12 protein-coding genes are annotated in these 12,570 nt (G+C 73.8%); 1 reads left to right on the top strand and 11 read right to left on the bottom strand.

Going from position 1 to position 12,570, the window contains the following annotated elements; translation table 11 throughout:
- The 4 genes from E4099_RS07275 to E4099_RS07290 form a co-directional block, all read right to left on the bottom strand.
- On the bottom strand, nucleotides 1-987 hold a 987-nt coding region (locus E4099_RS07275), incomplete at its 3' end, for a COG1470 family protein (RefSeq protein ID WP_135338121.1).
- A gap of 47 nt (nucleotides 988-1,034) precedes the next feature.
- Nucleotides 1,035-1,754: an LPXTG cell wall anchor domain-containing protein gene (locus E4099_RS07280; protein WP_135338122.1), complete on the bottom strand. Its 720-nt coding sequence runs from the start codon at nucleotides 1,752-1,754 to the stop codon at nucleotides 1,035-1,037.
- Nucleotides 1,755-1,961: 207 nt separating this feature from the next.
- Nucleotides 1,962-2,453 carry an ATP-binding protein gene (locus E4099_RS07285; protein WP_135338123.1) on the bottom strand — a complete coding sequence of 164 codons (492 nt, stop codon included), beginning with the start codon at nucleotides 2,451-2,453 and terminating at the stop codon, nucleotides 1,962-1,964.
- A 174-nt stretch (nucleotides 2,454-2,627) separates the two neighbouring features.
- On the bottom strand, nucleotides 2,628-2,996 hold the full coding sequence (locus tag E4099_RS07290) for an STAS domain-containing protein (protein ID WP_135338124.1): 369 nt from the start codon (nucleotides 2,994-2,996) through the stop codon (nucleotides 2,628-2,630).
- A 252-nt stretch (nucleotides 2,997-3,248) separates the two neighbouring features.
- On the opposite strand from E4099_RS07290, the gene E4099_RS07295 reads away from it, so the two are divergent.
- On the top strand, nucleotides 3,249-4,187 hold the full coding sequence (locus tag E4099_RS07295; protein WP_135338125.1) for an RNA polymerase sigma factor SigF: 939 nt from the start codon (nucleotides 3,249-3,251) through the stop codon (nucleotides 4,185-4,187).
- Nucleotides 4,188-4,267: 80 nt separating this feature from the next.
- On the opposite strand, the gene hutI is transcribed toward E4099_RS07295, so the two are convergent.
- The 7 genes from hutI to E4099_RS07330 all read right to left on the bottom strand — a co-directional run bounded on the left by hutI (nucleotide 4,268) and on the right by E4099_RS07330 (nucleotide 12,408).
- A complete protein-coding gene (gene hutI, locus E4099_RS07300) occupies nucleotides 4,268-5,527 on the bottom strand; it encodes an imidazolonepropionase (protein WP_135338126.1) in 1,260 nt (419 codons plus the stop codon).
- A gap of 141 nt (nucleotides 5,528-5,668) precedes the next feature.
- Nucleotides 5,669-7,066 carry a formimidoylglutamate deiminase gene (locus E4099_RS07305; RefSeq protein ID WP_386390078.1) on the bottom strand — a complete coding sequence of 466 codons (1,398 nt, stop codon included), beginning with the start codon at nucleotides 7,064-7,066 and terminating at the stop codon, nucleotides 5,669-5,671.
- On the bottom strand, nucleotides 7,063-8,322 hold the full coding sequence (locus tag E4099_RS07310) for an allantoate amidohydrolase (protein WP_135338127.1): 1,260 nt from the start codon (nucleotides 8,320-8,322) through the stop codon (nucleotides 7,063-7,065). Before E4099_RS07310 ends, E4099_RS07305 begins: the two co-directional genes overlap by 4 nt.
- Complete coding sequence (hutU, locus tag E4099_RS07315; RefSeq protein WP_135338128.1) at nucleotides 8,319-9,983, bottom strand: urocanate hydratase; 1,665 nt, start codon at nucleotides 9,981-9,983, stop codon at nucleotides 8,319-8,321. Before hutU ends, E4099_RS07310 begins: the two co-directional genes overlap by 4 nt.
- 449 nt (nucleotides 9,984-10,432) lie before the next feature.
- Nucleotides 10,433-10,654, bottom strand: a complete 222-nt coding sequence (locus E4099_RS32870) for a hypothetical protein (RefSeq protein ID WP_167828309.1) — start codon at nucleotides 10,652-10,654, stop codon at nucleotides 10,433-10,435.
- Between the two features lie 209 nt (nucleotides 10,655-10,863).
- Nucleotides 10,864-11,787: a MurR/RpiR family transcriptional regulator gene (locus E4099_RS07325; RefSeq protein ID WP_135338129.1), complete on the bottom strand. Its 924-nt coding sequence runs from the start codon at nucleotides 11,785-11,787 to the stop codon at nucleotides 10,864-10,866.
- 294 nt (nucleotides 11,788-12,081) lie between these two features.
- Nucleotides 12,082-12,408 (bottom strand): hypothetical protein, encoded by a 327-nt coding sequence (locus E4099_RS07330; RefSeq protein WP_135338130.1) that lies wholly within the window; start codon nucleotides 12,406-12,408, stop codon nucleotides 12,082-12,084.
- Nucleotides 12,409-12,570: the final 162 nt, after the last annotated feature.

Here is a 12,570-nt window from a genome sequence, read left to right on the forward strand (position 1 = left end):
GCCCGAGCCACCGCACCCCGCACCGGCACCGGCACCGGCTCCCGCCGACCGTGCCCCCGAGACCGGCGCCCCCGCCGCACACGCAGGCCGGCTGCCGCGGCTGCGGGTCAGGCGGCGGTGGACCCGCCGGGCGGCGGCCGCGGCGAGCAGGGCGCTCGCCGTCGCGGCGGTGGCGACCAGCCATCGCGGTACGGCCGTGAAGCGGGTGGTCGCCGAGTCGGCGGCCCCGGTGCCGGAGGTCGCGGTGAGTGTCACCCGTACCGAGTCCAGGTCGGGCGCGTCGGCCCAGCGTTCGGTGAGTCGGGCGCGGTGGCCGGGGGCCAGGTGGATCGGGAGGCGGCGGGCAGGCCGCCTCAGCACCTCGCCGAACAGCCCGGCGGCACGGACCGCGAGCCGGGGCTCCAGCACCGTGTTGCCCCGGTTGACCAGGGTGTAGTGGATGACCACGCCTCCGTCCCGGTGCCGGACCACCCTCGGTTCCTCGACGGTGAGCGCGGGCAGCGCCCGCCCGCTGACCCGCAGCCGTAACGGAACCTTCGCCTCCCGCCCGCTGCCGCCGGTGACGCGCAGCGTGCCCGGGTGGTCGCCGGGCGGCGCGTCGGCCCGTACGGTCACGCTGAAGGGGACGTCCGCCCGGGTGTGCGGCGGCACCGTCACCTGCCGGGCCGCGAAGGCCACCCAGGCCGCCGGGGTGCCGTGCAGCGCGCCGCGCAGCCGGACCGTACGGGGCCGCGTCCCGGGGTTGCTGACCGAGAGGGTGTCCCTGAGCACCGTGCCGGGCCGCCCTTCGAGGTAGAAGGAGGTGCGTCCGGATCCCGACGGCCCGGCCGTCCAACCGCTCGGCGGACCGCTGCGCGGCGAGGTGTCGGCGGCCTGGGACGGTGGGGCGCCGCAGAGCAGCAGCAGGCCGGCCGCCATGAGTGCCGCCGCGTGGCGGGCGGGGGTCCGGCGGGCGGTGGTCCGGCCCGCGCGGCTACAGGGCGACATCGGCGCGCCTCCTGGTCATCCCGGGTGTCGGCCCGTACCGGCCGGTGTCAGCTCGCGGTGCGGCGGCGGGTGAGCCAGAGCGTGCCGGCCGCTCCGGCGAGGAGCACCGTGCCGCCGAGGGTGCCCAGGGCCACGGCGGAGTCGGCCGGTCCGGTCTGCGGCAGGTCGCCGGGCGTGCCGGCGGCTCCCCCGGTGCCACTCGAACCACCGCTCCCCGAGCCGCCGTCGGCGGCTCCGCCGCCCGCGTCCGGGGCGCCCGGCGCCTTCACGTCGAGGGTCAGGGCGGGCCCGGGCTTGTTCCTGGGTTCGCAGGTGGTCGTGGTGCCCAGGGCCTTGATGGTCAGGGTGCCCGCGGTGAAGGTGACCTTGCCGCTCTTCTTCGGGGTGTACGTACCCGTCAGGTCGCTGATCTTGATGGGGGTGTCGGCCGGGATCGCCTGGTCGTTGGCGGGCCCGCTCATCGCCACCGTGCCGGTCTCCGCGCCGCCGAGCCTGATCAGCGCGCTGGGCTTCATCGCGCCCTTGCCCAGTTCGACGGGGCTGGACGAGACGCCCTTCCGGAAGGACATGGTGAGCTTGTACGAGGAGCCGCTCGGCACGCTCGTGATGTCGATGGGCGACACCGCGCCCTTGTTCCCGATCGGGGTCTTGCACTGGTAGTCGACGTCCACCTGGTCGGCCCGTGCGGCGGGGGCGGCGACGGCGAGGAGCGCAGCGGGTCCCACCAGAGCGGCGGTGGCGAGTGCGCGGCGTGAAGAGCGGGACACCTCGGTTCCCCTCCCATGTCTGACGGCGCATCAGATGTGGTCGCTGACGGTACGCCGGAGACCTTGACGAGGGAAGAGAGGGAACAGGCCGGATCCGTACGGCCTGGCACGGCCCCGGCCGCGCGCACCGGAGCCCGGGCGGAGAACGCCGCCCCGGCACCACCCCGGGCACAGGCGTCGGGACTTCGGCGGAGAACGCCGCCGGGATCAGGCGGGGGCGGCCAGTTCGGCCCAGACCGTCTTGCCGGCCCCCTGGGGGTTGCGGAGCACGCCCCAGTCCAGGCAGAGCCGCTGGACGATGAACATCCCGTGCCCGCCGGGGCGCCCCGCGCGGTGCGGGGTGCGGGGCGCGGGCGTGCCGGCGCCGAGGTCCACGACCTCCAGCCGGAGCACCTTGCCCTGGCAGCCGACCCGCAGCTCCTCGGGGCCGTCGGCGTGCAGGCAGGCGTTGGTGACCAGTTCGGAGACGACGAGCAGGACGTCCTCGGCGGCGGCCCGCTGGTCCGCGTTGGCGGCGGGCAGCCAGCCCCAGTCGCGCAGCGCCTCCCGGGTGAAGTCGCGGGCGCGCGGGACCGCGCCGCTGGCGCCGGTCAGACGGAGCCTGCGGAGCTGACCACCCGGCGGCGGCGCCGGCACTCCGGCAGCGCCGTCCGACTCCGGGCCGAGTTCGCCCGGTGGGTACGGCCGGGTGGTGCTCATCAGCGCTTCACCTCACCGATTCACCGATTCAGGGACATGGATTATCCGACACGTTCAACAGGTTCAGAGGTGTTCAACCGGATTCAGCTGTCTCCTGCCCGACCGAAGCGCGAGAACACCCCCGCCTTCGGGATGGGGCATGTGACGGAGGCAACGCGTGCGATGTCTCACGACTCATTCTTCTAGTGCGGTCGCCAACGTGTCATGAACAGTAAAAACCGCTTCGGCTCCGGTGATCTCGAACACCCTGGCAACGACGGGGCGCATCGCGGCCAGGTGCACCCCGCCACCCTTGGCCTCGGCCTTCAGCCGGGCACCGAGCAGCACGTTGAGACCGGTGGAGTCGCAGAACTCGAGCTTCGAGCAGTCCACGACCAGGCGGACCCGCCCTTCTTCCACGCTTTTCTCCAGCGGTTCGCGCAGCAGCTCGGCGGTGTGGTGATCGAGCTCACCCGCCGGCGTCAGAACCGCACTCGTCCCGTGGTGCCGGACGTCGACCTGGAGCCGGCCCCTGCTTGTGCTGCCGACCATCCCGCGGTCCATGTGCGCACCTCTTCTGGCGTCTCGTGGCTGTCGATTGCGCGCGTAGAACACTACGCCTTCCTTACGTCCTCCGGTACCGGAACAATTCGCAATCATCTCCAAATATGGACATCGCGGACTTGCGATCGTCGTGCGAATCCCGGTAGGGCTAGTGAGGACACAACCGACCCGCCGGCTTTGGAGGCGCCGCTCACCGCAGGCTCACGTTGATGGCTTCGGCTGCCATATGCCGAGAATCATGGAGGGACACACATGTCACCCCAGCTCGACGAAATGCGTTCCCGTTCCCCCGAGGACACGGAGCACTCCCGCTCCGCGGACGCCGCCTCGTCGACCCCCTCGCCCGAGGAACCCGCCCTGCCCAAGCAGTCCGCGCACCTGGCAGAGCTGGCAGACCTACCCGAGATTCCGCCGTACGACGAGGTGGGACCGGTGGATGCGAGGGCCCTTTCCAAGACCCTCTTCGAGCGCCTGGAAGTGCTGGAGGAGGGGACGCACGAATACGCGTACGTACGCAACACGCTGGTTGAACTCAACCTGGCCCTGGTCAAGTTCGCCGCCTCGCGGTTCCGCTCCCGCAGCGAACCGATGGAGGACATCGTCCAGGTCGGCACCATCGGCCTGATCAAGGCCATCGACCGCTTCGAGCTCAGCCGGGGCGTGGAATTCCCCACCTTCGCGATGCCGACCATCGTCGGCGAGATCAAGCGCTTCTTCCGCGACACCAGTTGGTCCGTGCGCGTGCCGAGAAGGCTCCAGGAGCTCCGCCTCGACCTGGCCAAGGCCGGGGACGAGCTGGCGCAGCGGCTGGACCGCGCGCCCACCGTGGCCGAGTTGGCCGAGCGGCTGGGCATCACACCCGACGAGGTGGTCGAGGGCATGGCGGCGAGCAACGCGTACACCGCGAGCTCGCTGGACGCCCAGCCCGAGGAGGACGACTCCGAGGCCGCGCTGGCGGACCGGATCGGCTACGAGGACCACGGCCTGGAGGGGATCGAATATGTGGAGTCCCTCAAACCGCTCATCGCCGAACTGCACCCGCGCGACCGGAAGATCCTCGCGCTGCGGTTCGTGGCGAACATGACCCAGTCCGAGATCGGTGAGGAGCTGGGCATCTCCCAGATGCATGTCTCCCGCCTGCTCTCCCGCACCCTGGTGCGGCTGCGCCGCGGGCTGCTGGTCGAGGAGTAGCCACCCGGCGGAAGACGTTCAGGGCCCGCCCGGAGTCCAGTGCTCCGGGCGGGCCCTGGGGTGGGTGCCCCCACCGGTCGTCAACCCGCGGTCAGGGAGCCGGTCTCCAGGCTGCCGCCCTGCCAGACCGCCGCCACCAGCGGCACCCCGGGGCGGTAGGCCAGGTGCACGTGGGAGGGCGCGTCCAGCAGCACCAGATCGGCCCGCGCGCCGGGGGTGATCCGGCCGACGTCGGTGCGGCGCAGGGCCAGGGCACCGCCCGCGGTGGCCGCCCACACCGCCTCGTCCGGGGTCATCCGCATGTCGCGCACCGCCACCGCGATGCAGAACGGCATGGAGCTGGTGAAGGACGAGCCGGGGTTGCAGTCGGGCGAGAGCGCCACGGTGACGCCCGCGTCCAGCAGCCGCCGCGCGTCCGGGTAGACGGCGCGGGTGGAGAACTCGGCACCGGGCAGCAGCGTGGCCACCGTGCTGCCGCCGGCCAGCGCCTCGATGTCCTTCTCGGTGAGGTGGGTGCAGTGGTCGGCGGAGGCCGCGCCCAGCTCCACGGCCAGTTGCACCCCGGGCCCGTGGGAGAGCTGGTTGGCGTGCACCCGGGGGATCAGGCCGCGGGCCGCCCCGGCGGCCAGGATCGTACGGGCCTGGTCGCCGTCGAACGCGCCCTGCTCGCAGAACACGTCGATCCAGCGGGCGTGCGGGGCGCAGGCGTCCAGCATCGGGCCGGTGACCAGCTCCACGTAGGCGTCCGGGCGGTCGGCGAACTCCGGGGCGACGATGTGCGCGCCGAGATAGGTGGTCTCGTCCGTGTGCGCGGCGGCGATCTCCAGGGAGCGCGCCTCGTGGTCCACGGTGAGCCCGTAACCGGACTTGATCTCGATGGTGGTGGTGCCCTGGCGGCGCGCCTCGGCGACATAGCGGCCGACGCCGGCGTGCAGCACGTTGCGGGAGGCGGCGCGGGTGGCGGTGACCGTGGTGCGGATGCCGCCCGCGGAGTAGGGGCGGCCCGACATCCGGGCGTTGAACTCCTCCGTGCGGTCCCCCGCGAAGACCAGGTGGGAGTGGGAGTCCACGAAGCCGGGGATCACCGCCCGGCCCTGGGCGTCGACCCGGTTGTCGGTGGCGGGCGCCGCGCTGGACGGGCCGACCCAGGCGATGCGGTCGCCCTCGATGACGACCGCCGCGTCCTGGATCAGCCCGAGGGGGCCCTCACCGAGGACGGGATCGTTGGTGACCAGACGGGCGATGCCGGTGATCGCGGTGGTGTCCGCGCCGCGGGGGCCGGTGGGCGCGGCCGGCGCGGCGAGCGGGGTGTGGGTGTGCGGGTGGGGCTGGTGGCTCATCGCGGAAGTGCTCTCCTTGGTCGGCCGCCCGGGTGGCGGCTGGGTCGGCCGCGCGAGGTCAGGGCCTGCCCTCCGGATCCTGCCGGGTCTGGCCCGCAGGGTTCCGGAGGGCGGACCCTGGCCGCCCAGTGCCGGGGGCGGTCAACCGCGCAGCGCTTCGATGGACTCGGACAGGGCTCGGGACGCCTCCGGCACCAGCTGGTGGTGGCCGTCGCAGACGATGTGCCGGCCGCCCACCACGGTGTGCCGGACGTCCGCGCCACTCGCCGCGAACACGGCGGTCTCGGCGCCGAGTTCGGGCCGCGGGCCCGCGGTGCGCACCGAGTCCAGGGCGATGGTGGTGAAGTCGGCGAGCCCGCCGGCGGCTATCCGGCCGCCGTTCTCCCACCCCAGGGCCCGGTGGCCGTCCGCGGTGGCGGCGCGCAGCAGCTGAGCGGCCGTCCAGTGGCCGCGGGTGCGGGTGCGCAGCCGTTCGTCGAGTTCCATGGCGCGGGCCTCTTCGAACAGGTCGATCACGGCGTGGCTGTCGCTGCCCAGGCTGAGCGGGCTGCCCGCGTCCCGCACCTGGACGGCCGGGCCGATGCCGTCGGCCAGGTCGCGTTCGGTGGTGGGGCACATGCAGACCCCGGTGCCGCTGTCCCCCAGCAGCCGGATGTCCTCGGCGGTGAGGTGGGTGGCGTGCACGGCCGTGGTGCGCGGGCCCAGCACCCCGTGCTCGGCCAGCAGCCCGGTGGGGGTGAGCCCGTGGGCGGCCTGGCAGGCCTCGTTCTCGGCGGTCTGCTCGGAGAGGTGGACGTGGAGCGGTGCCCGCCGGTCGGCGGCCCAGCGCGCGACGGTGGACAGCTCCGCGGCCGGCACCGCGCGCACCGAGTGGACGGCGGCCCCGACGCGGGCGTGCGGGCGGTCGGTGAGCGCCCCGGCCCGCTCGGCCCAGGCGTCCGCGGTGCCGTCGCTGAAGCGCAGCTGGGGCGGGGTGGGCGGTTCGCCGAAGCCGGCGGAGAGGTAGGCGGTGTCCAGCAGGGTGATCCGGATGCCCGCCTCGGCGGCGGCCGCGATCAGCGCCTCCCCCATGGCGTTGGGGTCGCGGTAGCGGGTGCCGCCGGGCGCGTGGTGGACGTAGTGGAACTCGCCCACGCAGCTGATGCCGGTCAGCGCCATCTCCGCGTACACCGCCCGGGCCAGGTCGAAGTAGGTGTCCGGGGTGAGCCGCTCGGCGACCTGGTACATCACCTCGCGCCAGGTCCAGAAGGTCCCCGAGCCCGCCTGTACGGTGCCGCGCAGTGCCCGGTGAAAGGCGTGCGAGTGGGCGTTGGCCAGCCCGGGCAGGGTGAGGCCGCGCAGCCAGACGGCGCCGGGCGGGGGGACGGTGACCCCGCTGGTGACGCCGGTGATCCGGCCGTCGGAGCCGGTCTCCACGAGGACGTCCGAGGCCACCCGGAGGGCGGCCTCGCCGGCCGCCCCGCCGGGTGCGGGCCGCTCGCCCGTCGCGCCGGGGGCGGGGAGCAGGGCGTACTCCGCCCAGTAGGTCTGCACTGTCAGTGACACGCCAGGCCCTCCAGTACGTCGGCGAGTGCGGTCACGCCGGCCAGGCAGTCGTCCTCGCGCGCCGTCTCGGCGGGCGAGTGCGAGACACCGGTGGGGTTCCGTACGAACAGCATGGCAGTGGGCACCGCCGCGGAGAGGATTCCGGCGTCGTGTCCCGCCCCGGTGGGCAGGACGGGGGCACCGCCCAGCAGAGCGGAGAGCCGGTCCCGCAGCGCGTGCCCGAACTCCACCACCGGAGTGAAGGACTCCCGGGCCACGCTCACCCGCACGCCGTCGCGGGCGCCGCGCTCCTGGGCCGCCCGCTCGATCTCGGCGACCACCGCGTCCAGGGTCTCCTGGTCGGCGGCCCGGGAGTCCAGCCAGCCACGGACCAGGGAGGGGATGGCGTTGACGCCGTTGGGCTCCACGCTGACCTTGCCGAAGGTGGCCAGGGCGCCGGCCAGCCGGGCCTTCTTGCGGGCGGCCAGCACCGTGTTGGCGTAGGTGAGCATGGGGTCGTGGCGGTCCTCCAGGCGGGTGGTGCCCGCGTGGTTGGCCTCGCCGTGGAAGTCGAAGCGCCAGCGGCCGTGCGGCCAGATCGCGGAGGCGATGCCGACCGGGTCGCCGCTCAGGTCCAGGGCCCGGCCCTGCTCCACGTGGAGTTCCACGAAGGCGCCGATCCGGGCCAGCCGCTCCGGGTCGGGCCCGATGGCCTCCGGGTCGTGGCCGGCCCGCTCCATCGCCTGCGGCAGGCTGATCCCCTCGGCGTCCCGCAGCCGGTGGGCCGCCGCCGTGGTCAGCTGTCCGGCGGCGAGCCGGGAGCCCACGCAGGCCAGGCCGAAGCGGGCGCCCTCCTCGTCGCCGAAGTTGACGACGGCCAGCGGCCGGTTCGGTCGGGCCCCGCGGGCGGCCAGCTCGTCCAGGGCCGCGAACGAGGAGACCACGCCGAGCGGGCCGTCGAAGGCGCCGCCGTCCGGGACCGAGTCCAGGTGGGAGCCTGTGACCACGGCGTCCCCGGCGGCCGGGTCGCCCAGCCAGGCCCACTGGTTGCCGTTGCGGTCCAGCTCGTAGCTCAGGCCCCGGGCGGTGGCCTGGGCCCGGAACCAGGCGCGGCAGTCCGCGTCGGCCCCGGTCCAGGCGTAGCGCCGGTACCCTCCGCTGTCCGGGTTCCGGCCGATCGGCAGCAGCTCGGCCCACATCTCGTGGAAGGAGGCACCCGTTTCGAGCGCCGTGCCCGCGGCGGGCGCGGATTCCGCCGGAAGGCCGGTCATCCCTGGTCACCCTCGCGCATCGGCACCCGGACGCCGCGCTCGTCGGCGACCGACTCGGCGGTGTCGTACCCGGCGTCCACGTGCCGGATGACGCCCATGCCCGGGTCGTTGGTCAGCACCCGGCGGATCTTCTCGCCGGCCAGCTCGGTGCCGTCGGCCACGGTGACCTGGCCGGCGTGGATGGAGCGGCCCATGCCGACGCCGCCGCCGTGGTGGATGGAGACCCAGGAGGCGCCGGAGGCGACGTTGACCATGGCGTTGAGCAGCGGCCAGTCGGCGATGGCGTCCGAGCCGTCCAGCATGGCCTCGGTCTCGCGGTACGGGGAGGCCACCGAGCCGCAGTCCAGGTGGTCGCGGCCGATGGCGAGCGGGGCCTGGAGCTCCCCGGAGGCCACCATGTCGTTGAAGCGCTCGCCGGCGCGGTCCCGCTCGCCGTAGCCGAGCCAGCAGATACGGGCCGGCAGGCCCTGGAAGTGGACCCGCTCGCCGGCCATCTTGATCCAGCGGGCCAGCGACTCGTTCTCCGGGAAGAGGTCGAGCATCGCCTTGTCGGTGGCCGCGATGTCCCTGGGGTCGCCGGACAGCGCCGCCCAGCGGAAGGGGCCCTTGCCCTCGCAGAACAGCGGCCGGATGTAGGCGGGCACGAAGCCGGGGAAGGCGAAGGCGCGCTCGTAGCCGGCCAGCTTGGCCTCGCCGCGGATCGAGTTGCCGTAGTCGAAGACCTCGGCGCCGGCGTCCTGGAAGCCGACCATGGCCTCCACGTGGCGGGCCATGGACTCGCGAGCCCGCTGGGTGAACTCCGCCGGCTTCTCGGCCGCGAAGTCGGCCATGTCCTCGAAGGCCACGCCCAGCGGCAGGTAGGACAGCGGGTCGTGGGCGGAGGTCTGGTCCGTCACGATGTCGATGGGCGCGTTCATCGCCAGCAGCTGGGGGACCAGCTCGGCGGCGTTGCCCAGCAGGCCGACGGAGAGCGGGCGGCGGGCGTCCCGGGCCTCCACGGCCAGCTGGAGGGCGTGCTCCAGGGAGTGGGCCCGGACGTCCAGGTAGCGGTGCTCGATCCGGCGCTCGATGGCGCGCGGGTCGCAGTCGATGCACAGCGCCACGCCGTCGTTCATGGTGACGGCCAGCGGCTGGGCGCCGCCCATGCCGCCGAGTCCGGCGGTGAGGGTGATGGTGCCGGCCAGGCTGCCGCCGAACTTCTTGGCGGCCACCGCGGCGAAGGTCTCGTAGGTGCCCTGGAGGATGCCCTGGGTGCCGATGTAGATCCAGGATCCGGCCGTCATCTGGCCGTACATGGTCAGGCCGAGCTGCTCCAGGCGGCGGAACTCCTCCCAGTTGGCCCAGTCGCCGACCAGGTTGGAGTTGGCGATCAGCACCCGCGGCGCCCACTCGTGGGTCTGCATCACGCCCACCGGGCGGCCGGACTGGACCAGCATGGTCTCGTCCTGCTTGAGGGTCTTCAGCGTGCGGACCATGGCGTCGAAGGACCGCCAGTCACGGGCGGCCTTGCCGGTGCCGCCGTAGACGACGAGCTTCTCCGGGTGCTCGGCCACCTCGGGGTCGAGGTTGTTCTGCAGCATCCGCAGGGCGGCTTCCTGCTGCCACCCCTGAGCGCTCAGCTCCGTGCCACGCGGCGCCCGCACGGGTCGCGGTCCTGACATGGGACGTGCCTCCCTCTTCTCGGCCTGGATCAAGATATTCACATCTTTTCGCTGCTGAATACCTCTAGTCAACACTGCCGAGCGGGCGCGCCGCGGGTGGGCCGCACGGCGGCCCGTACACCGGGGGGAGGCCCAGGCCCCCGGGGACGCCCGCGGGGCCCCCGGAAGAGGCAGGCGGGTTTCGCGGGCGAGGGGTGAGCCCGGCCGCCGCCAGGGGAGGCCTGGGCCCCGGAAGGGGCAGGCGGGTTCGCGGGCGAGGGATGGGGATCGAGCCGGCCGACGCCGAGGCGAGCCGGGCGCCGGCTCGGCCGGTAGGCGCCCCAGCCGTTCCGTCGACCGGGCGCCACACCGCGCCTCAGGGCAGCAACGTGAAGGCGTCCCTGCGCGCCGGACGGACAGCCGAGAAGTGCCGACGGTCGACGGTGGCGATCTCGGTGAGTCGGAGCCGCTCAGCCACGGTGACCACGGAGGCATCGACGGTGCTCTGAGCGGCCCATACCAACGAAGGCGCCGAACCCTGGCCGATCGGCGGCGGGCACCCCCTCGTCTCCGGTCGTGTACACGGCAAGCTGCGGATCCGCGTCGGCGATGGCCCGCAGATGGCGGAGTTTGGCGGGCGGCGGCCGGTCCAGCAGATGACGCAGGTGGGCGTAGTCCTCGGCTGCGGTCACGGGTCCGAGCGGTCCTGGTAGCCGTGGAGCCCACCCATAAGGGTGACGCTACGCACCCATGGTGATGTGGGTCGGCCCCGTGCGCCCTCGCCACGGCACCGCACTGGGTGGCAGGACGCGCCTGGCACGGCGAACGCGCCGCGCCGGCGCCCTGGCCCTGCCGGCCGAGTCGGCGTCCGGCGCGCGGAGGCGGGCGGCCGGTCCTGGGGTCAGTCGAGGAACAGGCCGCGGGCAGCCGCCTTCGCGTCGAACTCCTCCAGCCGCGCCTGGGCGTCCGGCAGGGCGTCGAACATGGCCTCCAGCAGGACCCGGCCCAGCAGCATCGGGGCGCAGGCGGTGTCGAAGGCGAGCCCGGTGCCGACGGCGGCGGGGAGGACCAGGTCGCTGTGCCGGGCGACCGGGGCGAAGGCGCTGTCGGCCACCGTGATCACGGTCAGGCCCGCCTGCTGGGCGTGGTCGAGGGCGTCCACCACCTCGCGCGGGTGGCGGGGCAGGGCGAAGCAGATCAGGGCGGTGGCTCCGGCTCGTACGGCGGCGTCGACCCGGTCCGCCAGCATGCTGCCGCCCTCGTCCAGCAGCCGTACGTCGGGGTGCACCTTGCGGGCGAAGTAGGCGAAGCCGGCCGCCTGGGCGGCGGAGGCGCGCAGGCCGAGCACCGGCAGCGGCCGGGAGGCGGCCAGCAGCCGGCCGGCGCGGGCCACCGGGGCGGGGTCGGCCAGCAACGAGGCCAGGTGCCGCAGGTTGTCGATCTCCGCGTGCACCGCCTGCTGGTACTCGTTGAAGCCACCGCCCGGGGCGGCCGGCGCGGGAGCGACCTCCCGCAGATGCCTGCGGAGCGCCGGGTAGCCGTCGAAGCCGAGGGCCACCGCGAAACGGGTCACCGAAGGCTGGCTGACCCCGGCCAGCTCGGCCAGTTCCACGCTGGACAGGAACGGCGCGTCGGCGGACCGGCGCACCATGCAGTGGGCGATGCGCCGCTGGGTGGGGGTGAGCCGGTGCCCCTCGAAGAGCTTCTGCAGGCGTGCCGCGCTCCCGGCTGCGGCCTGCACTCCGGCGGTGTGGTCATGAGCGGTCGGCGGAGTGCCGGGCCCGTCCTCGGTACGACCTCGATCCTCGTCGCTGCCGGTGTTCATGGCGTCCGTACCCCTCCGCCCTATTCACATGCCCAGGCAAGCGCATAACTATATGCGGAGGGTGCGCCGAACGCCTCGGGGATCCCTGGATCGGCCCGTACGGGGCAACCGGCCGGCGGTCGGGCCCGCCGGGGTCCGCTCGGTTCGGGGGTCGGCCCGTACGGGATTGGCGCGCGGGCCCGTACGGAGGTGCGGCGACCAGGCCCCTGACGGAGGTGGCGGTCAGGCCCCGTACGGAGCCGGCGGCAGGTTCGTACGGGGCGGGGGCACCCCCAGTGATCCGGGAGGCGGTGCTCAGTCAGCCGTGCCGTATGCCTCGCCGGCGAGGCGCACCGCGGTGGCCAGCCCCAGGTCCGGCTCGGCCTTGCGCAGTGCGCGGATCACCGAGATCCGGTCGGTGCTCTCGTCCACCCCGGAGCCGGCCAGCGCGCGCCGGGTCCACCGCACCCGCAGGTCCGCGTCGCTGAGCGCGATCTGCTCGTCCACCAGGGCCACGGCTCGCTCCAGGCCGGGACGCTCGGCGTCGTCCGCGGTGGCCAGGGCCTGTCGGAACGCGAGGGCGAGTTCCTCCGCGTCACGCAGCACCAGCACATTGAGACCCTGGTTATCGAAGCCGAGCATGCCACTCCTTCACATACATTCCAGGCGAATCAAGCCGTGCCCCTGGGAACTACGGAGTTCCGGCCTCAGGAACCGTACGTCCGGTGTCCGCGTGCGGGCATCAGCCGCCAGGCCGGTCCGGGCCCCCTCCGATGGGCGGGGGCCCGGACCGACCGCACGCGT

The sequence above is a fragment of the Streptomyces palmae genome (assembly GCF_004684805.1).
Classification (GTDB): domain Bacteria; phylum Actinomycetota; class Actinomycetes; order Streptomycetales; family Streptomycetaceae; genus Streptomyces; species Streptomyces palmae.

Bases quoted from the DNA above. Each gene is read 5' to 3' on its own strand.
- E4099_RS07285 (WP_135338123.1), bottom strand. From the start codon at position 2,453: ATGAGCACCACCCGGCCGTACCCACCGGGCGAACTCGGCCCGGAGTCG.
- E4099_RS07290 (WP_135338124.1), bottom strand. From the start codon at position 2,996: ATGGACCGCGGGATGGTCGGCAGCACAAGCAGGGGCCGGCTCCAGGTC.
- E4099_RS07295 (WP_135338125.1), top strand. From the start codon at position 3,249: ATGTCACCCCAGCTCGACGAAATGCGTTCCCGTTCCCCCGAGGACACG.
- hutI (WP_135338126.1), bottom strand. From the start codon at position 5,527: ATGAGCCACCAGCCCCACCCGCACACCCACACCCCGCTCGCCGCGCCG.
- E4099_RS07310 (WP_135338127.1), bottom strand. From the start codon at position 8,322: ATGACCGGCCTTCCGGCGGAATCCGCGCCCGCCGCGGGCACGGCGCTC.
- hutU (WP_135338128.1), bottom strand. From the start codon at position 9,983: ATGTCAGGACCGCGACCCGTGCGGGCGCCGCGTGGCACGGAGCTGAGC.
- E4099_RS07325 (WP_135338129.1), bottom strand. From the start codon at position 11,787: ATGAACACCGGCAGCGACGAGGATCGAGGTCGTACCGAGGACGGGCCC.
- E4099_RS07330 (WP_135338130.1), bottom strand. From the start codon at position 12,408: ATGCTCGGCTTCGATAACCAGGGTCTCAATGTGCTGGTGCTGCGTGAC.